The 21,989-nt window shown below is 56.7% G+C and carries 24 protein-coding genes and 1 pseudogene; 11 read left to right on the top strand and 14 right to left on the bottom strand.

The window, feature by feature from the left end; genetic code table 11:
- Nucleotides 1-7: 7 nt before the first annotated feature.
- The 7 genes from acpS to folK form a co-directional block, all read right to left on the bottom strand.
- Nucleotides 8-409 carry a holo-ACP synthase gene (gene acpS / locus ACZ1G5_RS10620; protein ID WP_472732807.1) on the bottom strand — a complete coding sequence of 134 codons (402 nt, stop codon included), beginning with the start codon at nt 407-409 and terminating at the stop codon, nt 8-10.
- Complete coding sequence (locus ACZ1G5_RS10615) at nt 406-720, bottom strand: Dabb family protein (RefSeq protein WP_472732806.1); 315 nt, start codon at nt 718-720, stop codon at nt 406-408. The genes acpS and ACZ1G5_RS10615 overlap by 4 nt, the downstream gene beginning before the upstream one ends.
- Nucleotides 717-1,460 carry a pyridoxine 5'-phosphate synthase gene (locus tag ACZ1G5_RS10610; RefSeq protein ID WP_472732805.1) on the bottom strand — a complete coding sequence of 248 codons (744 nt, stop codon included), beginning with the start codon at nt 1,458-1,460 and terminating at the stop codon, nt 717-719. Before ACZ1G5_RS10610 ends, ACZ1G5_RS10615 begins: the two co-directional genes overlap by 4 nt.
- Before the next feature lie 18 nt (nt 1,461-1,478).
- Nucleotides 1,479-2,120: a DUF2062 domain-containing protein gene (locus ACZ1G5_RS10605; protein ID WP_472732804.1), complete on the bottom strand. Its 642-nt coding sequence runs from the start codon at nt 2,118-2,120 to the stop codon at nt 1,479-1,481.
- A 6-nt stretch (nt 2,121-2,126) separates the two neighbouring features.
- Nucleotides 2,127-4,277 (bottom strand): RelA/SpoT family protein, encoded by a 2,151-nt coding sequence (locus tag ACZ1G5_RS10600; RefSeq protein WP_472732803.1) that lies wholly within the window; start codon nt 4,275-4,277, stop codon nt 2,127-2,129.
- Between the two features lie 40 nt (nt 4,278-4,317).
- Nucleotides 4,318-4,671 (bottom strand): DNA-directed RNA polymerase subunit omega, encoded by a 354-nt coding sequence (gene rpoZ / locus ACZ1G5_RS10595; protein ID WP_247228206.1) that lies wholly within the window; start codon nt 4,669-4,671, stop codon nt 4,318-4,320.
- 97 nt (nt 4,672-4,768) lie between these two features.
- Nucleotides 4,769-5,356 (bottom strand): 2-amino-4-hydroxy-6-hydroxymethyldihydropteridine diphosphokinase, encoded by a 588-nt coding sequence (folK, locus tag ACZ1G5_RS10590; protein ID WP_472732802.1) that lies wholly within the window; start codon nt 5,354-5,356, stop codon nt 4,769-4,771.
- Between the two features lie 111 nt (nt 5,357-5,467).
- Between folK and ACZ1G5_RS10585 the strand changes: the two are divergent.
- The 9 genes and pseudogenes from ACZ1G5_RS10585 (at nt 5,468) to ACZ1G5_RS10545 (ending at nt 10,800) form a co-directional block, all read left to right on the top strand.
- Nucleotides 5,468-6,044, top strand: a pseudogene (locus ACZ1G5_RS10585) (LabA-like NYN domain-containing protein).
- A 109-nt stretch (nt 6,045-6,153) separates the two neighbouring features.
- The gene (gene ispH / locus ACZ1G5_RS10580) at nt 6,154-7,104 is read left to right on the top strand and encodes a 4-hydroxy-3-methylbut-2-enyl diphosphate reductase (RefSeq protein ID WP_472732801.1); all 951 of its coding nucleotides are present in this window, start codon (nt 6,154-6,156) and stop codon (nt 7,102-7,104) included.
- Complete coding sequence (locus ACZ1G5_RS10575) at nt 7,104-7,718, top strand: LysE family translocator (RefSeq protein ID WP_472732800.1); 615 nt, start codon at nt 7,104-7,106, stop codon at nt 7,716-7,718. The genes ispH and ACZ1G5_RS10575 overlap by 1 nt, the downstream gene beginning before the upstream one ends.
- Nucleotides 7,715-8,164 (top strand): DUF3429 domain-containing protein, encoded by a 450-nt coding sequence (locus ACZ1G5_RS10570; RefSeq protein WP_472732799.1) that lies wholly within the window; start codon nt 7,715-7,717, stop codon nt 8,162-8,164. Before ACZ1G5_RS10575 ends, ACZ1G5_RS10570 begins: the two co-directional genes overlap by 4 nt.
- A complete protein-coding gene (locus tag ACZ1G5_RS10565) occupies nt 8,164-8,763 on the top strand; it encodes a class I SAM-dependent DNA methyltransferase (RefSeq protein WP_472732798.1) in 600 nt (199 codons plus the stop codon). Before ACZ1G5_RS10570 ends, ACZ1G5_RS10565 begins: the two co-directional genes overlap by 1 nt.
- Complete coding sequence (gene rnhA / locus ACZ1G5_RS10560) at nt 8,756-9,208, top strand: ribonuclease HI (protein WP_472732797.1); 453 nt, start codon at nt 8,756-8,758, stop codon at nt 9,206-9,208. Before ACZ1G5_RS10565 ends, rnhA begins: the two co-directional genes overlap by 8 nt.
- A complete protein-coding gene (locus tag ACZ1G5_RS10555; protein ID WP_472732796.1) occupies nt 9,205-9,900 on the top strand; it encodes an alpha/beta fold hydrolase in 696 nt (231 codons plus the stop codon). The genes rnhA and ACZ1G5_RS10555 overlap by 4 nt, the downstream gene beginning before the upstream one ends.
- The gene (locus tag ACZ1G5_RS10550) at nt 9,885-10,592 is read left to right on the top strand and encodes an RraA family protein (RefSeq protein ID WP_472732795.1); all 708 of its coding nucleotides are present in this window, start codon (nt 9,885-9,887) and stop codon (nt 10,590-10,592) included. The genes ACZ1G5_RS10555 and ACZ1G5_RS10550 overlap by 16 nt, the downstream gene beginning before the upstream one ends.
- Nucleotides 10,593-10,605: 13 nt before the next feature.
- Nucleotides 10,606-10,800 (top strand): hypothetical protein, encoded by a 195-nt coding sequence (locus ACZ1G5_RS10545; protein ID WP_472732794.1) that lies wholly within the window; start codon nt 10,606-10,608, stop codon nt 10,798-10,800.
- A gap of 16 nt (nt 10,801-10,816) precedes the next feature.
- Here ACZ1G5_RS10545 and ACZ1G5_RS10540 read toward each other — a convergent pair whose 3' ends face one another.
- Nucleotides 10,817-11,788 (bottom strand): NAD(P)H-quinone oxidoreductase, encoded by a 972-nt coding sequence (locus tag ACZ1G5_RS10540; protein WP_472732793.1) that lies wholly within the window; start codon nt 11,786-11,788, stop codon nt 10,817-10,819.
- A 43-nt stretch (nt 11,789-11,831) separates the two neighbouring features.
- Between ACZ1G5_RS10540 and ACZ1G5_RS10535 the strand changes: the two genes are divergently transcribed.
- The gene (locus ACZ1G5_RS10535; RefSeq protein ID WP_472732792.1) at nt 11,832-12,179 is read left to right on the top strand and encodes a hypothetical protein; all 348 of its coding nucleotides are present in this window, start codon (nt 11,832-11,834) and stop codon (nt 12,177-12,179) included.
- On the opposite strand, the gene ACZ1G5_RS10530 is transcribed toward ACZ1G5_RS10535, so the two are convergent.
- The gene (locus ACZ1G5_RS10530) at nt 12,173-12,868 is read right to left on the bottom strand and encodes a COQ9 family protein (protein WP_472732791.1); all 696 of its coding nucleotides are present in this window, start codon (nt 12,866-12,868) and stop codon (nt 12,173-12,175) included. The two genes, ACZ1G5_RS10535 and ACZ1G5_RS10530, sit on opposite strands and share 7 nt — an antisense overlap.
- A 108-nt stretch (nt 12,869-12,976) precedes the next feature.
- Here ACZ1G5_RS10530 and rpsU point away from each other — a divergent pair, with 108 nt between their 5' ends.
- Complete coding sequence (gene rpsU / locus ACZ1G5_RS10525) at nt 12,977-13,183, top strand: 30S ribosomal protein S21 (protein WP_008231221.1); 207 nt, start codon at nt 12,977-12,979, stop codon at nt 13,181-13,183.
- Between the two features lie 225 nt (nt 13,184-13,408).
- On the opposite strand, the gene ACZ1G5_RS10520 is transcribed toward rpsU, so the two are convergent.
- The 5 genes from ACZ1G5_RS10520 to ACZ1G5_RS10500 all read right to left on the bottom strand — a co-directional run bounded on the left by ACZ1G5_RS10520 (nt 13,409) and on the right by ACZ1G5_RS10500 (nt 21,951).
- Nucleotides 13,409-15,520, bottom strand: a complete 2,112-nt coding sequence (locus tag ACZ1G5_RS10520) for a methyl-accepting chemotaxis protein (protein WP_472732790.1) — start codon at nt 15,518-15,520, stop codon at nt 13,409-13,411.
- A 68-nt stretch (nt 15,521-15,588) separates the two neighbouring features.
- On the bottom strand, nt 15,589-18,489 hold the full coding sequence (locus tag ACZ1G5_RS10515) for a DNA translocase FtsK (RefSeq protein WP_472732789.1): 2,901 nt from the start codon (nt 18,487-18,489) through the stop codon (nt 15,589-15,591).
- 11 nt (nt 18,490-18,500) lie between these two features.
- The gene (locus tag ACZ1G5_RS10510; protein ID WP_472734318.1) at nt 18,501-19,676 is read right to left on the bottom strand and encodes an aminotransferase class I/II-fold pyridoxal phosphate-dependent enzyme; all 1,176 of its coding nucleotides are present in this window, start codon (nt 19,674-19,676) and stop codon (nt 18,501-18,503) included.
- A 231-nt stretch (nt 19,677-19,907) separates the two neighbouring features.
- A complete protein-coding gene (locus ACZ1G5_RS10505; RefSeq protein WP_472732788.1) occupies nt 19,908-20,531 on the bottom strand; it encodes a hypothetical protein in 624 nt (207 codons plus the stop codon).
- A gap of 91 nt (nt 20,532-20,622) precedes the next feature.
- Entirely contained in the window at nt 20,623-21,951 is a 1,329-nt protein-coding gene (locus tag ACZ1G5_RS10500) for an amidase (RefSeq protein ID WP_472734317.1), read from the bottom strand.
- Nucleotides 21,952-21,989: the final 38 nt, after the last annotated feature.

The raw sequence follows: 21,989 nt of genomic DNA, 5'->3' as shown, positions 1-21,989 counted from the left end.
TGTGCTGTCAAGCGATGGGCCGCGCCTCGATGACAACAAAGGCCTGCGCCCAAGGGTGATCATCGGTCAAAGTCACGTGAATGATGGCTTCGTGGCCTTCGGGCGTCATTTGATCAAGCCGTTCCTTGGCCCAGCCCGTGACCGCCATCACCGGTTGCCCGGTACGCAGGTTCGACACGGCCATGTCTTTCCACGAAATGCCCATGCGCAGGCCGGTGCCCAGCGCCTTGGAACAGGCCTCTTTTGCGGCCCAGCGTTTTGCATATGTTCCGGCCACATCTTTGCGGCGTTCTGCTTTACCTTGCTCAACGTCCGTGAACACGCGGTTGCGAAAGCGGTCGCCGAAACGCTCCAACGTTGCGGCAATCCGTTCGATGTTTGCCAGATCTGTACCGATACCAAGGATCATGCGGTCAGCGCCATATCAACAACGGTGATGCCATCAGCGCCACCATTGCAAAGCGTGACGAGCCTTTGACCCAACGCCCCATGATCGGGATCAACGATGTAAGCGCGCGAGGTGTCTTCATTCGCAAAGCTGCAGATAAAACCGTAAGCGAAGTTCTGCGACATCCCCTCAAAATCAAGATTGGGGCCATGTGCGAAATGGGTAAAGCCCGCGATTTTTCCCCGCAGTTCGCTCAGCCCCGCCATGATCGCGGCGAGTTCGCTACGGTCATAGTCGGCTGGCAGATCCAGCAGAACGATATGTTTGATCATGCGCGCGCCTCGTCCATGATCCGGCGCATTTCTGCTATGGCCGGGGTCAGGCCGCGAAAGATCGCCTCGCCGATAATGAAATGCCCGATGTTGAGTTCCATAACCTGCGGGAGCGCGGCAACGGGCGAGACACAATCATAGGTCAGCCCGTGACCGGCGTGGACTTCCAACCCCAGATCATCGGCGAAAGCGGCCATATCGGTCAGCTTGCGCAGTTCTGCGTCGCGTTCGTCAAACCGCCCCTCGGCATGTGCGTCACAATAGGCACCGGTGTGCAGCTCGATCACCTCGGCACCGATCCGGTGGGCCGCTTCAATCTGGCGCTGGTCTGCGGCGATGAAAATGGAAACGCGGCATCCTGCATCACGCAGAGGGGCGATGTAGTGGGCAAGCGAATTCTCCTCGCGCGCGACCTCTAGCCCGCCTTCTGTAGTGCGCTCTTCGCGCTTTTCAGGCACGATGCAAACGGCATGTGGCTTATGACGCAGTGCGATCTGCTGCATTTCTTGCGTCGCGGCCATTTCAAAATTCAGCGGGCCCTTCATTGCGGCCATCAGCCCTTCGATATCAGCGTCCGAGATATGGCGACGATCTTCGCGCAAATGCGCGGTGATCCCGTCAGCGCCCGCCTCTTCGGCCATCACGGCAGCGCGCACCGGGTCAGGCACAGCCCCACCACGGGCATTCCGAACAGTTGCCACATGGTCAATGTTCACCCCAAGGCGCAGTTTATGTGTCATCGGCTCAATTCCTTCGACTTAATCGGCAACGTCTCGACTAGGTGATGTCTTTTTCTTCAACTGGTCAAGCTTTGCCAGCAGCGCCTTTTTCCGACGTTTTTGATAAGCGGCGATCAAAGGCAGCGCGATATAATAGGCAATCGTCGCCGTGATCAGCCCCGGGATGATCCCCCCGATAAGATACGGAAAGAATACATCATCATAAAAGACCTGCAGCCCACGCCAATTAATCCGGTCAGGTGTGAAGATCGCCACGATGTTGTTCCACAAATCATAGCTGGCCGCGGCGAACTTTTCACCCAGCCGATCATTGCGTTCCGATGGCAGGCCAAGCATCCACGATCCCAGACTGATCGACAAAAATCCAATCGGGGGAAACGTCAGTGGGTTGCCAAAGAACGTGGCCATCAGTGCGGCAAGGATATTGCCACGGATCAGTCGTGCGATGATTGCGCCAAAAACGAAATGCAGACCAAAAAGCGGGGTGAAACAGATAAACACACCCGCCCAGATGCCGCGGCTGATTTTCTCAGGCGTGTCTGGCAGGCGGCGGACACGGTGTTTGACATACTCAAAGGCACGGGTCCAACCACCACGAGGATAGAAGAAATCCAGCACGATCTGCCAGACCGCGCGTCTATCCCTGCGTTTGAATACCAAAGACCGTCATCCTTCTCTGCGGGGTGTGCCCGCACCCAAGGCCGCAAGCCCCGGATCTTTGTGCCGCGAGATCGTCGACACGTTGCTTTCTGCCTCTAACGCGGTTTGCACACGATGCAAATGCTCAGCATCGCGCAAATCCACGTCTATCAGTAACCTAAAATAGTCCGGTTTCCGGTCAATGAACTTGAGGTCAGAAATATTGGCGTTCTGTTCACCAATCAATGTACAAATGCGGCCAAGCACCCCTGAGTCGTTGGCAATCGTGGCGTCAAAAGTGACGGTATTGACCGCACCATGGGTGCCTTCCTGCCAATGCAGATCAATCCAGCGTTCGGGCTGGTCCTCGTAATCGGCCAGTGCTTCGCAATCAATCGCATGCACGACGACGCCCTGCCCGCGAAAGGTGATCCCCAAAATACGCTCTCCCGGCACCGGCTGACAGCAGGCCCCGCGTTGTTGCACCTGATCGGCGGCAAGCCCAACAACGGCACGGCCCTGATCAATCTCATCGCCCTGGGCATGCTCAAGCTCGGGGTAGATCGCTGTGACAACCGCACGCCCTGTCAACTCAGCGCTGCCAAGGCGGGCCAGCATCTCTTCAACATTCTCAATCGCCAGCGCTTTGGCTGCGGTCTTCAGCGCTTTCTCCGTACTTTTCTTACCAACATTTTCGAATGCAACGCGCGCGAGCTCGCGGCCCAACCGCACAAATCGTTCACGGTCTTCTTCGCGTAAAGACCGGCGGATCGCCGTTTTGGCGCGTCCCGTCACGGCGATATCAATCCATGTGGCCTGCGGTGTCTGTCCCTCAGCCGTAATCACATCCACAGATTGCCCATTCTTCAAACGGGTCCACAGCGGCACGCGCAAGCCGTCCACCTTGGCCCCCACACAGGCAGACCCAATCCGGGTGTGGATCGCATAGGCGAAATCAATCGGCGTTGCCCCACGGGGCAGTTTGATCACGTCACCTTTCGGGGTGAAGCAAAACACCTGATCAAGATACATCTCAAGCTTCACAGCTTCGAGGAATTCATCGTGATCCTGATCATCATCCAGACGTTCGGTCAGCGAAGATATCCAATGGACCGGATCAACCGCAAAGCGGTTTTCGACGCGTTCACCGTTCTTGTACGACCAATGCGCCGCAACGCCAGTCTCGGCTACCTCGTGCATCTCGCGGGTCCTGATTTGGACCTCAACCTGCTTACCATCGCGACCCGAAACCGTGGTATGGATTGAGCGATAGCCATTTGACTTTGGCTGACTGATATAATCCTTAAACCGTCCCGGCACCGCCAACCATCTTTGATGGATCGCACCCAGCACACGATAGCAATCAGCCTCTGTCGCCACGATAATGCGGAAGCCATAGATGTCGGACAGGCGGCTGAACCCCTGTTCCTTTTCCTGCATCTTGCGCCAGATAGAATAGGGTTTCTTGGCACGGCCGACGACGTCGGCGACGATACTGGCCTTTTCCAATTCCACCCGCATGTCTGCCGTGATCTTTTGGACGACATCACCGGTTTCGCGCTGCAAGGTAATAAAGCGGCGAATGATCGAGTTGCGACCTTCGGGGTTCAAGACGCGGAAGGATAAATCCTCCAACTCTTCGCGCATCCATTGCATCCCCATGCGCCCAGCCAGCGGTGCAAAAATGTCCATCGTTTCGCGGGCCTTTTGTGCCTGCTTCTCGGGGCGCATGGATTTGATCGTGCGCATGTTGTGCAAACGGTCCGCAAGCTTGACCAGCGTTACCCGCAAATCACGGGACGTCGCCATAAACAACTTGCGAAAATTCTCTGCCTGTTTGGTCTGCGTCGAGGTTAGCTGCAAGTTGGTCAGTTTGGTGACACCATCAACCAACTCGGCAATCTCACGGCCAAAACGTTTCTCGACCTCGGAAAAAGACGCTTTTGTATCCTCAATGGTGTCATGCAGCAGGGCCGTGACAAGGGTGGCATCATCCATCTGCTGCTCGGCCAAAATACCGGCAACGGCAACAGGGTGGGTGAAATACGGCTCACCGGAATGACGAAACTGGCCATCGTGCATCTCTGCACCAAAGCCGTAAGCATCACGCAGTAGGACCTGATTTGAATTCGGGTTGTAGGTGCGGACCAGTGCGATCAGATCATCAGCAGTCGTCATCTGGTCCCGCGCCTATCTCTGGCAGGCCGGTAAGGCGGCCTTAGCGCTGCCCTTGCGCATCCATCAATGCGCGCAACAGCTTCTCTTCTGACATATCGTCTTCGGCAGGTTTGTCGGTCTCTGCACCCATCAACAAGGACATGCTGTCCTCTTCTGGTTCATCAACTTCAATCTGTGTCTGGTTCGCTTCGATCATGCGCTCGCGCAGATCAGCGGCCTGCTGTGTTTCTTCCGCAATCTCGCGCAAGGAAACGACAGGGTTTTTGTCGTTGTCGCGGTTCACCGTGATCGGACCACCAGCCGAGATTTCACGGGCACGATGTGCCGCAAGCATCACCAGTTCAAACCGGTTCGGAACTTTATCGACGCAATCTTCTACGGTGACGCGGGCCATGGGCGTACTCCAGTCGAGCAAGAGGGACTTTGGAAGCCGCTTACTTAGAGGCTTCGGGCGAAGTTGACAAGGGCTTCAAGCGTTGCGCATGCGTTTTCTAGGACGGGTCTTTTTCGTCCAAAGCCCGTACCTCGGATCGCGCCTCTGCTGGCAATGCGGCACACATCTGCGCAACCGATCGGTCTAGTAGCGGGTGCACCCAGTCGGGCGCCACATCGCACAGTGGCACCAGCACAAACGCCCGATCCTGCAATCGCGGGTGCGGCAGGATCAATTCAGCGGGGGTCATCTGTGTTTGCGCATCCAACGATAGGTTGCGCCAGCGGGCATGTTCTGCCGGATCAGGGTACACTTCGGGGCCCATCCCGATCAGATCAATATCAAGGGTGCGCTGTCCCCAGCGCTTGGCGCGTTTTCGACCGGCCGAGGCTTCGATTTGATGTAAATGGTCCAGCAACTCCGGCCCTGACAGCTTTGTGAAGATGGCCATTCCAGCGTTCACAAAATCCGGCCCGGCCCCTGCCGGAAATGCCGGCGTCGCAAACAATCGGCTGAATTTGGCAGCTTTGTCGGACATTTGCGCAACAGCGGACATCGCCTTTTGGACAGTTTCCCTAGCGTCACCCCAAACTGATTTTTCGTTACTACCAAGGGTTATCAGCGTTAACTGGCTTATTTCGCGCATTATGATGGCTTGCCTCAAATCTGTAATACATTAGATAAGTGTAATCTTTGCGCGAACCATAACACTCACGGATAAACGACGCGCAAGGTCTATATTTGGAAGGACCACCCCATGTTTTATCGGGATGAGCGATTGGCGCTCTTCATCGATGGATCAAATCTTTATGCAGCGGCGAAGTCGCTCGGTTTTGACATCGATTATAAATTGCTGCGGCAAGAATTTATGCGTCGCGGCAAAATGTTGCGGGCATTCTACTACACCGCACTTCTCGAAAATGACGAATATTCCCCGATCCGCCCACTCGTGGATTGGTTGAACTACAATGGTTTCACGATGGTGACCAAACCGGCCAAAGAATACACGGACAGCATGGGCCGGCGTAAGGTCAAGGGAAACATGGACATCGAACTTGCGGTCGATGCGATGGAACTTGCCCCGCATGTGGATCATGTTGTGTTGTTTTCCGGTGACGGTGATTTCCGTCCGTTGGTCGAAGCACTGCAACGCAAAGGCGTGCGCGTCTCTGTCGTTTCAACGATCTCGCAGCCAACCACCAATGATCGCGGACGAACTGCGGCGCCAGGCAGACAACTTTATCGAGCTGGATGAGTTGCGTGATGTTGTCGGTCGCCCGACACGTGAACCACGCGAAATTTCGGTTGAAGAAGAAGTCACGCAAGAAACCTAAAGCCATTTTCTATTGGAGCGCGGCTGATGCGCTCCAATAGGTCGCGGCATCTGGTGCTGGACCTGTTCGCATCAAACCCTTACCTCTGGTCCTGGAACCGGAGCATAAGATGACAAAATCACCTCTGACACTTTATCTTGCCGCACCACGCGGGTTCTGCGCGGGCGTGGACCGCGCGATCAAGATTGTTGAAATGGCGTTGGAAAAATGGGGCGCGCCCGTCTATGTGCGCCATGAAATCGTACATAATAAATTCGTCGTTGATACGTTGCGCCACAAAGGCGCGGTCTTTGTTGAAGAACTGGATGACTGCCCCGACGATCGCCCAGTGATATTTTCCGCCCATGGCGTGCCGAAATCAGTGCCCGCCGCCGCCGCGAAACGCGAGATGGTTTTTGTGGACGCCACCTGCCCACTGGTGAGCAAAGTCCATATCGAAGCCCAGCGGCATGCCGACAATGGCCTGCAAATGATCATGATCGGCCATGAAGGCCACCCAGAAACGGTGGGAACGATGGGCCAACTGCCCGACGGCGAAGTGCTGTTGGTTGAAACTGTCGACGATGTTGCAAAGGTCACTGTACGCGACCCTAACAAGCTGGCGTTCGTGACCCAGACGACGCTTTCGGTTGATGATACCGCAGATATCGTAACAGCCCTTCATGATCGTTTTCCCAAGATCGTTGGCCCCCACAAGGAAGACATCTGCTACGCCACGACCAACCGGCAAGAAGCGGTCAAGGCAATGGCCCCGAAATGCGATGCAATGCTGGTCGTAGGGGCGCCAAACTCGTCAAACTCCAAACGTCTCGTCGAAGTGGGCGCGCGGGCGGGCTGCGAATATGCGCAGCTGGTGCAGCGGGCGACCGATATCGACTGGCGCGCGTTAGAGGGGATCACTTCAATGGGCATCACGGCCGGGGCCTCTGCACCCGAAGTGCTGATCACCGAAGTCATCGACGCGTTCAAAGACCGGTTCGACACCACAATCGAAATGGTCGTAACCGCCGAGGAAAATGTGGAATTCAAAGTGCCACGCGTCTTGCGGGAACCTGCCTAATGATCAGCCTGCAATTCTTGCTCACCGCCATCATCGTCTGCATCGCACCCGGCACGGGCGTCATTTACACACTCGCCCTCGGTCTCGGGCAAGGACGACGCGCGGCCATCGCCGCAGCGGCCGGGTGTACATTGGGGATTGTCCCGCATTTGGCAGCAGCGACGTTGGGCCTTGCAGCATTGCTGCATACCAGCGCGGTGCTCTTCCAGATCGTGAAATTCGCGGGCGTTGCTTATCTGCTATACCTCGCGTGGCAAGCGCTGAAAGCAGACGGGGCCTTGGCTATCCGCCCTGACGCGACACCACAAGCCGCTTTCAAAATCGCGCGGCGCGGTGCGCTGATCAACATTCTAAACCCGAAGCTGTCAATCTTCTTTCTGGCACTCTTGCCACCATTCCTGTCAGGAAACCCTTCAACGGCCACGGCTGAGATGGCGCTGCTCGGCGGTATCTTCATGGCTCTGACCTTTGTGATTTTCGTCCTATACGGCGTCTTTGCAGCCTTCGCGCGCGACTGGTTACTGCAAAGCGAAACCGTAATGAAATGGCTCAGCCGGTCGTTTGCAGGCATCTTTGCCGCCCTTGGCCTGCGGTTGGCGTTTGAAAAAGCATGAGCGACATCCCACGCTCTGCCCTGATCCTTGGCCTTGCTGGTCTGATCCCGTTTGTCTGGGGTGCGGTGACGATCCTGCTGCCTGATCTGGGGGCGTGGGGGCAAATGAACGTCGGTGGCCGCTTTGTCGGCCCCTACGTCCAACTGTTCTACGGTGCGGTTATCCTGTCGTTCATGTCCGGGGTTCTTTGGGGGTTTGCGACCAAGGCGACCGGCCAGATCGCGACGGCTAGCTATATCCTATCGGTCATCCCCGCGCTTTGGGCGTTCTTTATGACCGGTGGCGGACCGACCGCAGCCGCGGTCAATCTGATCGTCGGCTTTCTTGGGCTTCTCTTGCTCGACTGGCATTTCTGGCGATTGGGCCTTGCACCACCATGGTGGATGCATCTGCGGGGTCTTTTAACTGTCATCGTGATTATCACTTACCTGCCGTTGGTGTTCTGATGGCCGACAAAGAAACCATCGCAACCTATAACGCCAAGGCCGCGGATTACGCTGATCTGGTTGCCACCGATGCGCCTGACAGCACCCTGCAATCCTTCATTAGTCTTATGCCCAAGGGTGGGCGCGTGCTTGACCTTGGGTGCGGGCCGGGGACGGCTTCGGCGCACATGCGTGACGCGGGGTTGGTGCCTGATCCGGTCGATGCGTCCCAAGGCATGATCGACATCGCCGTAGACACATTCGGCCTAGATGCCCGGCTGGGCACGTTTGACGATATTGCAGGCGACGGGACTTATGCAGGTGTCTGGGCGAACTTCAGTCTGCTGCACGCAGATCGCGAAGACTTACCGCGCTATCTGCAAATGCTGCATCAGGCGATGCAGCCCGGCGGTACGTTGCATATCGGCATGAAAACGGGCGAAGGAACAGACCGCGACGCCATCAACCGGCGCTATACCTATGTGACCGTCGATGAACTGGCGGACCTTATCACGGATGCTGGTTTCACGGTGACCTATACCAAAGAGGGGGTCGAACGCGGCATGGCCGGCACGATGGACCCATTCGTGATTATGCGCGGGACAAAAGCCAATGCCTGAGCTTTTTGCCTACACAGACGGCGCCTGTTCAGGCAATCCCGGCCCCGGTGGCTGGGGTGCGCTGTTGGTCGCGCGTGACGGTGACAAGGTTCTGAAGGAACGCGAACTTTGCGGCGGCGAGGCCGAAACAACCAACAACCGGATGGAACTGCTGGCCGCGATCACCGCGCTCGAAACGCTGGACCGGCCCACAAATGTGACCGTGGTGACCGACAGTTCCTATGTCAAAGACGGGATTACCAAGTGGATCCATGGCTGGAAGGCACGCGGCTGGAAAACAGCCGCCAAGAAGCCCGTAAAGAACGAAGAGCTTTGGAAGCGGCTTGATGTGGCCGCCGCCCGCCATGACGTCACATGGGAATGGGTCAAAGGGCATGCCGGGCACCCCGAAAACGAAAAAGCCGATGAATTGGCACGCGCAGGTATGGAGCCATTCAAGCCGTGAAAGACCCGCTCCTCCTGCTGCCCGGCATGATGTGCGACGCCCGGCTTTATGGGCCGCAAATCGACGCATTTTCCCATGAACGTGCGGTGATGACAGCGCCGATAAATGACCATGACACGGTTGCCGCACTTGCGCAGGATATCCTTGATACCGCGCCACCCCGCTTTGCGCTGGCCGGTCTTTCGATGGGCGGCATCGTCGCGATGGAGGTGTTTCGCCAAGCCCCTGAACGCATCAGCCGGTTGGCGTTGCTGGACACAAATCCCAAGGCGGAGCATCCCACGGTTGCGCAAAACCGTGAACCGCAAATGGATAGGGTGCGTGCCGGCAATCTGCGCGCGGTCATGCGCGACGAGATGAAGCCGAATTACCTGACAGACGGGCCGCGTATGGGACAGATCCTTGATCTGTGTATGGCGATGTCAGCGACACTGGGACCGGACGTCTTCATCAACCAATCACGTGCGCTACAATCGCGGCCTGACCAGCAAGAGACATTGCGCGGGGTCAAAGTCCCTACGCTGATCCTTTGCGGTGAAGACGACACGCTCTGCCCGATCCATCGGCACGAATTGATGCACGACCTGATCCCCGGATCGACCCTGACGATCATCAAAGGCGCAGGGCATTTACCTACACTCGAACAACCCGACGCAACGAATGAGGCTTTGGCACAATGGCTGAACCAGTAATCCCCGCCGATCTGTTGGACCTGCTGCAGCGGGTCGACACGCCGACGGTTTGCAACGCCATCGAAGTGGCCCAAGGCAAACGCGGGTTCGACGCCTACACCAAAGGCACGATGCAATGCTCGGCCCCCGGCCAGTCCATGGTCGGCTTTGCGCGGACTGCCAAAATCGCCGGACGCGAGGCACCGACCGAAGCGCCCGATGTGATCCGCGCGCGCCGCCTAGACTATTTCCGCAACATGGCAGGCGGCCCCCGACCCGCAATTGCCGTGCTTGAGGACGTCGACTTCCCCCATTGCGTCAGCGCATGGTGGGGCGAGGTGCACACGAACGTGCATAAAGGGCTGGGCCTGAACGGTGCGCTGACCAACGGTGTTATGCGTGACCTTGGCGATCTTGCGGATGGGTTTCCTGTGGTGGCGGGGTCCATCGGGCCCAGCCATGCTTTTGTCCATGTCCGCGAATTGGGCACCCCGGTGAACGTCATGGGGATGACCGTAAACCAAGGCGATCTGGTACATGCGGACAGGCATGGTGGTTTGGTGATCCCACCCGAAGTGATCCCGAACTTGAAGGCCGCAATTAAAAAAATGTGGGCGGGTGAGCAGATCATCCTTGAGCCAGCGAAACAGCCGGACTTTGATCTCGACAAGCTGCTTGAGGCATGGAGCGCGTTTGAGAAGGCGCGGACATAAGGTAGAAAGAACTATGAAAATCATTATATCGGTACTGGCCTTAACAATGGCAGCAGCCTGCTCTTGGTCACTGGAAGAGAGCCTTGAAAAGTCGCGATTGGAAATTGTTGACCCGACGCCTGACGGTGATCTGAGCGATGCATATTTCCGCGACACCCTGACCGGCGAAACGTGCGAACGCAGAACCCCGGGGAAGATCGGTTGCTAACAACCGGCTAAATCACTTAACCGACCTTCAGCACAATCTTCCCAATATGCGCGCTGCTTTCCATGCGCGCATGGGCGGCGGCGGCATCTTCCAGCGTGAATTCCTGATCCATGACCGGGGTTACCTTGCCTGTCATGATCAATGGCCAGACATGCGTGCGCAACTCATCCGCGATGCGTGCTTTGGCCAGATCGGACTGTGGGCGCAGGGTTGATCCGGTGATCGTTAGCCGCCGGGTCATCAGCTGCACAAGGTTCAAGTCCACCTTCGGGCCTTGCAGAAATGCGATTTGGGCCAGCGTTCCGTCATCCGCCAACGCCTTCAAATTGCGCTGAATATACGGACCACCGACCATATCAAGAATCAGATCGGCCCCGCCAAGCGCCTGCATCTTCTCAACGAAATCATCTTCGCGGTAGTTGAAAGCGGCCTCTGCCCCCAACGCAACGCAGGCGGCGCACTTGTCATCAGACCCAGCCGTCGCGAACACTCGCGCGCCAAAGGCCTTCGCCAGTTGGATCGCCGTTGTCCCAATGCCCGAACTGCCCCCATGCACCAAGAACCGTTGCCCGCCTGACAACCCCCCGCGCATGAAAACATTCGACCACACCGTAAAGAATGTCTCTGGCAAACATGCCGCTTGTTTCAATGTCAGGGCACCCGGAATGGGCAGGCAATGCGCGGCTGGTGTGGTCACATACTCCGCGTAGCCGCCGCCGGGCAGTAGGGCGCAGACCTGATCACCGGGCTTGAGGTTCGCAACGCCAGCACCACACGCCACAACCTCGCCCGCTGCTTCCAGACCCGGCAGATCACTGGCACCTTTTGGCGGATTGTAAAGCCCGGCACGTTGCAGGGCATCGGGGCGGTTCACACCTGCATAGGCCACTTTGACCACAACCTGATCATTGTCCGGCTCTGGCATCGGACGGTCCGTAAGGGTCAGCACCTCTGGCCCACCGGGTCGGGAAATCTCAATTGCGCGCATCACTGGCCTCTTTGTGTCGTCACGCTAGCTATGGGGCATGACGATGCTTTTGACAATTTCAATGCTGATCAACATCGCCGTGCTTGGTCTGATTATTCCTGCAATCAGACGCAACAGCCCCGCGATGGTGCAAGCATATGGGCCGGCGTCACCCGCCCGCGGCATTGTCTTGGCGTTCTACATCGCGATCTTTGCTATCAGCTTGGTTGTTCTCGGGGCGATTGCCGGCGGGCAAGCATGGGCGGGGACAGCCGCGCTCACGATCATACCAGCCCAAATTGCATACAAAATGCTGACAGTGTTCACGGTGGGCCTGAATAGCCCGGTTGTCCGCGCCAACGTGATCATCGCAGCATTTCACATGGTCACATTGGCATCTTTCGCCTACTGAGGGCCGCGCCATATCCCCGGCAGATCGGGGTCAACGGTGCCCGAAGGTGCCTTCACAGAGCCCATCATGCGATCCAGCGCCCCGGTAAACGGCTTCAATAGCGGGCTCGCCTTCGCCTGCGCTTTGAGCTTTTCAAACTGCATCACATTGTCGATGCGGCGGTCAATGAAGGCATCCGTCGCTTGCGTATCAAGGCTATCATCCCCAAGCCAATACAGGACGACGGAACTGTAGACACCCGACAGCGTCATCCGTTTGGTGTACCAATTCACATCTCGCGACGTATCACCCAAAGCAGTCCAGATCGCATCAGACGTGCCCCAAATCAGCTTGGCCCCATCCGGCGCCATATGCGGCAAGGCAAAAAGAGTAGTTCCGCGGCGCACAGCCTCTTTGTCGTCGATCACCTGCAGGCGAAGACGCAGGGCATGGCCCACTTTGTCCCGAAACCGCATGGTGCCAAGGTCAGCAGCTTTCAAAGCGGCGATCATCGCGGCATCACCACGCCGGTGGTACGCCATCGCCAGATCAACAGCGCCGCGCGGGCACAGTGCCTTTGCGACAGCTGGGTCGATGTCGGCATCTTTGACGGCTTCCCCGAAGGTGGCGGCAGACCAACCATCAAACGCCACATGCGGCAAAGCAGCGTCGAGCAAGCGGTTCAACAGCGGATCAATTTGCGTGGTCATGGTCAAAGTCTCCTGCAACGGTGGTACTAGACAAACTAGCCCACCCTTGCTATCTGCCCACTTCCTGCAATTTTTGCAAATCCAACTTAGAAAGGTGGTGTAAACCACATGCAGGTTAGTGTTCGTGATAACAACGTCGATCAGGCGTTGCGTGCTCTGAAGAAAAAGCTCCAGCGTGAGGGCGTTTTTCGTGAAATGAAGCTTAAGCAGCATTTCGAAAAACCGTCCGTGCGCAAAGCGCGCGAGAAAGCAGAAGCTATCCGTCGTCAGCGCAAGCTGGCACGTAAAAAGCTCCAGCGTGAAGGTCTGCTGTAAAGCAACCGTTCGACGTCACATCAAAGAACCCCCGGCTAAGCGATCAGGCGGGGGTTTTTTTGATCTCGAGGTTGGCGTCTTCGGCTGGGTGGCGGCCCGCTTCATGCGGATTGCACTGTCCCGCGCCCTCGGGTAACGCAACGCTATCCAAGTCCTTGAGTGCGCCAACCCGGCGCAAGTCATTAGGTAATGCGAACGCTGGGGATGGCGCAACATGCACCAATGTCAGGCCGCGTCCCTTGCAGACGTCGTGCGGCCATGGGGATCAAGTTTGAAGTCCTGAATTAACCCGGCAAGCTGTTGTGATCGCAAGGCGATATCCTGCGAAGATAGCTTTGATTCGTCCGCCATCGCCGTATTTTGCCCCGCAAGATCGTTGATCACTTTCATCGACGTAGCAAGGCTGCGCAATCCGGAAACCTGATCCTGCGAACCCGCAGCAACACGCGTCAGAACATCATCGACCTCCATAATCCCCTTAGAGATTTCGTCCAATGCAGCGCCTGTCTGATCAACCAGATCGCCGCCCGCTTTGACATGGCCACCACTTTCATCGACCAGCGCCTTGATATCCATCGTTGCCTGGCTTGCACGTTGCGCAAGTGCGCGCACTTCGGACGCGACAACCGCAAAACCAAGACCCGCAGATCCAGCGCGTGCCGCCTCGACACCAGCATTCAGCGCGAGCAAGTTGGTCTGAAAAGAGATGTCTTCAATCATGGAGATGATTGCGCCAATTTGCTCCGACGATGTTCGAATTCGGTCCATTGCGGCAACGGCGTCCCGCATCAGGGTCGCCGATGCGCTTGCCTGATCACGCGCATGTCCCGCCAATGATGACGCTTGCACAATATCTTGACCAAATACTTCGACTTCCGACGATAGCGTGTTCACCCGTTCCGTTGTGTCGCGGATCGTTTCCACCTGCTCGGTGGTCCGGGAAGCAAGATCAAGGGCAGACGCATTCATAACAGACGCAGCCTGATCAAGTTCGGCAACCGTCTTTGCAATGGAATTCAATACTTGCCGCAAACGGTCAGATGCTGAATTGAAATCAACCCTGATCTGATCATAATCCTGATCAAGCGGTTCATCGAAATGGCAGGTCAAATCGGCTTGCGCCAAGGCGGCAAGTCCCTCTGTCACCAATTCGACGACTTTCCCATGTTTTGCGTTCAATGCCGCCTCGTCGTTGGCTTTCATGTCTTCGGCTTCGCGCCGCAACGCAAGGGTCTCTTGTTTGAAATGATAGATCGCGCGCGCCATGCGACTGATTTCGTCCTTGCGATCAATGCTTGGGACCCATTTGTTGAAGTCACCCTTTGCAAATCCATAGACAACATCTGTCAAAGCTTTGATACGCTTGATCATCAACTCAAAGCTCGCAACGGCAAAGATGCCCACAAACAAGATCAGACTCACTCCAAATATCACGCTGTTGCGCAGCGCTAACGCACTTTCCGCCTCAAGCGTCGTGGCAAGTTCACGGATTTCGCGTGTTTTCGTAATCTCTGCTTGCCGCAGAACCTCCAACCAAGCGGTTGATGTTCGAAACCACTGGGCCGCGTTCAAGTCACCAAAAACGCCGTCCTGCACACCTTCAGAAATGGTATCGCGCACTGATCGCAAAGCGCCAAACTCGGGCGTTGCATAAAGTGTCATCACCAGATTTGGATCTTCCAAAAGCTTGGAAATTTCCCCAAGTAGAGAGCTCTGCGCACCGATATTTTGTTGGAAATTTCGATAGAGTGTTGGCGAAAATCCGTTTCCAAGACCGGCCGAACCCATCGCCCGTTCAATTCCTGCCCGCTCTTTTGTGGCAGCCACCAAGGCACGCGTCCCTTGTAGAACTGTTATTCTGTCATCGTCGCTGGCCGTTTTTTTCGGATAGGACACCTGCAACAGATTTTCGATTATTTCGGTATAAAAGCTGGCAACGTCAGGTACTTGAACCTGCAGCGACTGGACCTGGCTACGGAAGGTTTCCAAGCCCTCAAGCCCCTGCCGAGCGGCGCGAAATTCTCGCGCGCGACTGGCAGCCAACGCGTCTGTTCGCGTCATGGCCGGTCTGACGGCCCGATCAGTTGCCGTCTTTTGCTGTGCCAGCGCGCTGGCAAAATTGCTGCCGCCCGACCCAACAAAGCCAGCAGAAAAACCCCGTTCCTTTTGCAATTCATGCACCAGATCATTGATGCTTGCCTGCTGTTCGGCCTGCACGGCCGCATCTGCGGCAGCCGCCAATCGCGCCTGCTCAGCGGTGATGGTTATCACGGCAAAATAGGTTGCCAAAGTCAGCAAGGGGAGGATGATCGCAATCATCACGACACGTAGTTTCATATCCGAACCCATTCATTCGTTGGTTCGGGTCCTTGTGACACCAAGTTTCTAAGACTTAGTGAACAGCGCTAATGTTGTTCAGGTACAAGGATTTCGCGTTTACCGACATGGTTTGCCGAACTGACGACACCTTCATCTTCCATCTGCTCAACCAGACGCGCGGCCTTGTTATAGCCGATCGCCAGCTTACGCTGGATGTAAGAGGTAGAACATTTGCGATCCTTGATCACAATCGCCACGGCCGTGTCATAAAGCGCGTTTTCGCTGTCAGATCCATCGCCCAAGCCCAACACCAGATCAATGCTGCTTTCCGCGTCTTCTGATGGACCGTCGACAACGCCTGACATGTACTCTGGCGGGCCAAAGCCCTTGAGGTGATTCACAATTTCCTCGACTTCCTCGTCGCTGACAAACGGCCCGTGCACGCGGGTAATCTTGGACCCACCAGCCATATAAAGCATATCACCCATGCCCAGCAGTTGTTCGGCACCCATTTCACCAAGGATGGTGCGGCTGTCGATCTTCGACGTCACCTGGAACGAAATCCGCGTGGGGAAGTTCGCCTTGATCGTACCGGTAATGACGTCCACCGACGGGCGCTGCGTGGCCATGATCAGGTGAATACCCGAGGCCCGCGCCATCTGCGCCAGACGCTGAATGCACGCTTCAATCTCTTTGCCGGCAACCATCATGAGGTCGGCCATCTCATCAACGATGACAACGATGTAGGGCAGCACCTCAGGCTTGAATTCTTCGGTTTCAAAGATCGGATCACCGGTTTCATCGTCGAACCCGGTCTGCACTGTGCGGCTGAACATCTCGCCTTTGGCGAGCGCGTCTTTCACCCGGCCATTGAAACCATCAATGTTGCGCACGCCCATCTTGGACATCTTGCGATAGCGTTCTTCCATCTCGCCCACGACCCATTTCAGGGCGACAACCGCCTTTTTGGGGTCGGTCACAACCGGGGACAGCAAATGCGGGATGCCGTCATAGACGCTCAGTTCCAGCATCTTGGGGTCAATCATGATCATCCGGCATTCTTCAGGTGTCAGCTTATAAAGCAACGACAGGATCATCGTGTTGATCGCCACGGATTTACCCGAACCAGTTGTCCCGGCAATCAGCAAGTGAGGCATCTTGGCCAAGTTTGCGATGATCGGCTCACCCCCGATGTCCTTGCCCAGCGCCAGCGGCAGTTTCTGGTTTCCGTCGCCAAAGTCGCGGTGCGACAGGATTTCGCGCAGCACCACCTTTTCGCGGTTCTCGTTCGGCAATTCAATACCGATGACGGAACGACCCGGCACGGTAGATACACGCGCAGACAAAGCGGACATCGAACGGGCAATATCGTCGGACAGGCCGATCACGCGGCTGGCCTTCAAGCCCGGAGCTGGCTCTAGCTCGTACATGGTCACAACAGGACCCGGACGGACCGAAACGATCTCACCCTTCACGCCATAGTCATCCAGCACGCTTTCCAGCATGCGCGCATTTTCTTCCAGTGCTTCATCGCTCAGATGATGACGCTGAATATCAATCGGGTTGGACAAGAGGCCAAGCGGCGGATGCTCGTAATCGGCGTACTTGTCCTCAAAGCTCAGCGCGGGCTGTGCCTCAGCTTTCGCTTGCTTGGACGGCTGCGGTGCGCGCTTTGGCGGATGCTGCACAACACTGCGTGGCTCTGGCGTTGGGGCCAGTGCGGCGGGGGTTGGAACATTCACCTCTGGGATCGGCATATGGGGGGCCGCCATCGTGGGGGCCTCGACCGGCACTTCGATCAGCTCTTCGAGGTCGGATGTATCCTCTTCCAGATCGGCAAACACCAAGGGGGCCGGTCCACGACCTGCGGTCAAAGAGGGCTCAATCCGCACGCCTGTTGGCGATGGCGCGGGGGTGCGGTTCTTGATCGCGTCGGCAATGCGCGCGCTGACACGGTCACCGTCACCGGCCTGCGGCACAGGGGCGTCGGCTGGTTCTGGGGTCACCAGTTCTGGTTCCGGCATTTCATTGCGTTTGAGCAGACCAGACAGGAACCCACCTTGCGGCGCTTCAGGTTCAGGCGCTGCACGTTTGGGTGCCGCCAGTGGCGGGGCCGGCGGCAACGTCGATTTCATCTCTGGCATCGCTGTCGGCATAGCAGGGTTAGAGCGCACAACAGCCGCGGCACGGGCACGTGCCGTATCAAGCGGCTGCGGGGTTGGGAAAGGTTCAACCAAACGCGGTTCTTCTGCGTTGATGGCACGGGCCTCTTGCATCTGTTCGCGGCGGGCCTGAACGGTCGCGGTTACACCTTGGGCGGCAGTCGCAGAAAGGGACGCACCCTTGCCCAATGCGCGCAGGATCATCGCATAAAGCATGACCGTGCCCAGCAAAACAAAGCGCCCTGCGATCTTTAGTTCAGGGCGGGTGAAGCCCAGCACAAAGGCCATCAAAGCCAATAGGGCAAGACCCGTCAGCAAGGACAGAAGCTTGACACCAAACACAGCACCAAAAGGTACGATTGTCAGGATAACGCCCAGAACCGTATCACCAAACAGGCCACCCAGACCAAAGTTGGCAGGCCATTGCCCGCCCGGTGTCAACGTCGCGGCATGAACAGAAGCAAGCACAATCGCCACCGGCGCAAAGATCAGGCAACTGATGGCGCGTTCTTGCCCGTGATGCATCACAAAACGTGCACCCCACGCGATCAAAACGACGGGCACCACCCAAATGCCCAGACCGATAATCATCATCAACGGCGCAGCAACAGACGCCCCAAAATGACCCAACCAGTTTTGCACCGGCGCATCGGTTGCGGAAATCCAGCTAGGGTCATTGGGCGAATAGCTCCCCACCATCGCGGCAATCAAAACGCCAGCAAATATCAGGCCAAGGCCCAGCAACTCCTTGGTGCGTTTTTCAATCGCTGCCTGCGTTGTGCTATCCAAAAGCGGGTCGCGCCGCCGGGATTGATAAGATGCCATACTGCCGTTCCTCAACTATACAAGCAGTCGCGGATCAGGGTGAGACCGCGCTGCATTTCTTGTGTTGGGGCCACCATTGCGACCCGAATATATGTCTTGCCGGGGTTTTCCCCGTTTGCCTCTTGAGACAGGTAAGCACCGGGAAGAACCCGCACGCCCGTCTCCTGCCAAAGCTTTACCGCTGATGTTTCACCGTCATCCGTCGGCAACCACAAAAAGAACCCCGCCTGTGGGGATTGATAGCCGTTGAGATGACCCAGAATATCGTCTGCAATCTCATATTTGCGATGATAAAGGGCGCGGTTCTCTTCCACATGTGCCTCATCATTCCAGGCCGCAGCCGCAACCGCCTGCAACGGCCCCGGCAAAGGTGCGCCCGCAAAAGCACGCAACAGCCGCAACCGCGCAATCGACTTTGGCCCACCGGCACAAAAGCCAGAACGCAACCCGGGCAAGTTGGACCGCTTCGACAGCGAATGAAAAATCACCACCCGTTCTGGATCCGCACCAATTTGTGCAGCGATCTGCAACGCACCGGGAGGTGGCGTCTCTCGGTAAATCTCGGAATAACATTCATCGGCGAAGATGATGAAATCATGCTTCTCGGCCAATGTGATCAGGTCACGCCAATAGGCCTCATCCGCTACTGCGCCCTGCGGATTGGCCGGCGAACAAATATAGGCAATGGCTGTGCGGTTCAGCGTATCCTCTGGCAAGGCATGAAAATCAGGCAGATGGCCCGTCGCTTGGGTTGCTGGTACATAAATTGCCTCTGCGCCAACAGACAGTGCGGCGACCGCGTAGACCTGATAAAACGGGTTCGGCGTCAGAATAACGGGCTTGCCGTTCTTCACTTCGGGGCAAAGCGCCATCGCCGCGTTGTACAGCCCCTCGCGCGTGCCATTGAGTGTCAGGATCTGGTCTGCAGGGACATCCAGCCCATAGCGGCGCTTCAGAAACCCGCCAATCGCATCCAAAAGTGCCGGAATGCCGTTGTTGTCCGGGTACTTGCCAAATCCAGAGAGATTGTCCGCAATGATATCCCCCACAAACGCAGGGAAGGCATGGCGCGGTTCGCCAATTGTCATGTTGATGGTCTCGGACGCCCGTGTCGGGACATCCAAGAGCGCGCGTAAACGCGGCCACGTTGCTGCTGGGAGGTCCGAAAACCGCTCAGGAAATACCATAACTGCCTCAATATGCCGGATCATCTCGCCCGGCTTTTTACTAAACTAACGCGTGAGACGCTGTGCTGTCCAGAACAAGGGATGAGTCGGGCGGTTTTTGTGGCTTTTGGGTCAGTTGCCTCAAGGTTTGGTATATTTCAGCTGGCCGAAAAACGTGGCATAAGTTGAAACAGGGCTAGCGTCCGGTTTGAGCCCAAAGTTCCGTCTTTCTGCAGCGCAACGAATGTCAACTTACGCATGAGACCACTGATCTTTCGCTTCATCAATGTAGGCGTCGAGCGTGTCTGTGATCCACAAACGCCCGTCTCGCGGTATCGGCCAGTCGGTCATTCGGCGTGGATATGCCAAATCAAGGGCTTTAGTTGACCATTCAAGATAGCCGAGGCGTTCCTCAGTAAAGCCTGCCGCTAGGAACAACTCTAAGATTCGTTTGAGGGTTGCAGGATGCCCGAGCCGTCCGTTTTGACGATAAACTCTGAATACCGCCAAAAATGCCCATCCCAAGTGGGAAAAGTTGGTTATCGGCAAATTGGGCTCATTGTTGAGCTCGAACTGTGCGCTTGAAGTCAATAGCTTGCATGCGTCTGAATGCACTTCGGATTGGACTGCGAAGCCACAAGTTATCAGTGTACCGGCGGCCGATTGGTATGCGCGAAGGTGACCATCCAGAAGTACCGCTCCGTTGGGCACGAAACCATCAGGAGGGAGCTTTACCTCGCCATAACGGTTGTCGAAGTCGAATCTGTTCCTGACGGAATACAGAACCTGTGCATGGTACCGACAGAGTTGAACCATCAGATCGCATTCGGCTTCAGTCCAGGTTTCTGGCACGTAGAGTTTTTGTTGGTTTTGCATCTCAGGCGGATACCACTACAAAGCAGACATCAGAGCAAGTGAGTCCGATTTCCGCTTCGTCCCGCAAAGCAGACATCGTCGCAGCGGTCAACTACTCCAAGACACGCTCCACCGCAGCCGCCACCCGCAACAGCGCCGCCTCATTCCCGTTCTGCCCGTTGAACATGATCCCACACGACGGCACTCCCGTCGGTAGGGTGATCGAACACACATCCATCAGGTTCGCGACCCGTGTGTTGCGCAGCGCCAGCAGGTTCTCGGATTTGTAATAGTCGTCATCTGTTAACAGCCGTTCTGCATTAGGCGGCAAAATCGGCGCAGTCGGCATGATCACCGCATCAAACTGCGCTGTTTCCGCATGATACTGTTTGCGGATGTCGCGCAGCATATTCCAGCCCGCACAATAATCAGGACCAGTGACCGTCTGCCCGCCCCGCACCCGTTCCAAAATCTGCGGGAACATCTTTTCAGGATGCGCCTCAACCAGATCACGCCACCAGCCATAGCTATCGGCAGCGTAAAGATTGCCTGCGACATTAAACGCATCAAAAAGCTGCGCGAAATAGCGGTGTTCGATCTGGGCACCCGCTGCTTTCAACTTTTCAACGGCGCCTTTGAAGGCATCGCGCGGGGCCTCGCGCACGTCCTCTGGCACGATGGTATCCAGGACCATCAACCGCACACCATCGAGCGAACCACCGGTCAGATCGCTAGGCTTTGTGCCTTCCAAGGCCGCCAACAACAGGTTGGCATCCTCAACCGAACGACAAAGCGGGCCGACCGTATCAAAAGTCAAACACAGCGGCACGACCCCTTGCAAGGACAACCGCCCATGCGTTGTTTTTATCCCCACCAGATCATTCCAGGCGGACGGAATACGCACGGACCCGCCTGTATCAGACCCAATACCAGCCGCAGCCAATCCAAAGGCGACAGAGGCCCCTGCCCCAGACGAAGACCCACCCGGCACAGCGTCGTGATTATTCACGCAAGGGGGCGTTGCGGTGATAGGGTTCAGTCCCAAACCCGAAAAGGCGATCTCGGACATATGGGTTTTGCCCAGACAGACAAGACCCGCAGCCGTCCCCGCCCGCAATACGACCGCATCCCTGTCCGGTACGCGGTTTTCCATCAACTTCGTGCCAGCTTCGGTCCCAATGCCTGCCGTATCAAAAAGGTCTTTCCACGACACCGGCACCCCGTCCAACGGGCCGCGCCGCATGCCTGACTGCGCGCGCGCGGATGCTGCCTTCGCCTCGGCCCACGCGCGATCATGTGTGACCCGCGCATAAATCCGATCACGAAATTCATGGGCGTCGATGGCCGCCAGATACACGTCGGTCAACGCCACCGGATCAATATCACCCGCCCCAATCGCACGGCCCAGATCCGCCGCCGTCATCCATCGCCAATCTTGCATGTCGTCCCTTTCGTTTGGCACGACGGTAGCGGCCATCA

It is taken from the genome of Yoonia sp. JB2-21, from assembly GCF_055693545.1.
Note: the sequence above shows the minus strand (reverse complement) of the source record. Positions and strands in the feature narration are given on the sequence as shown.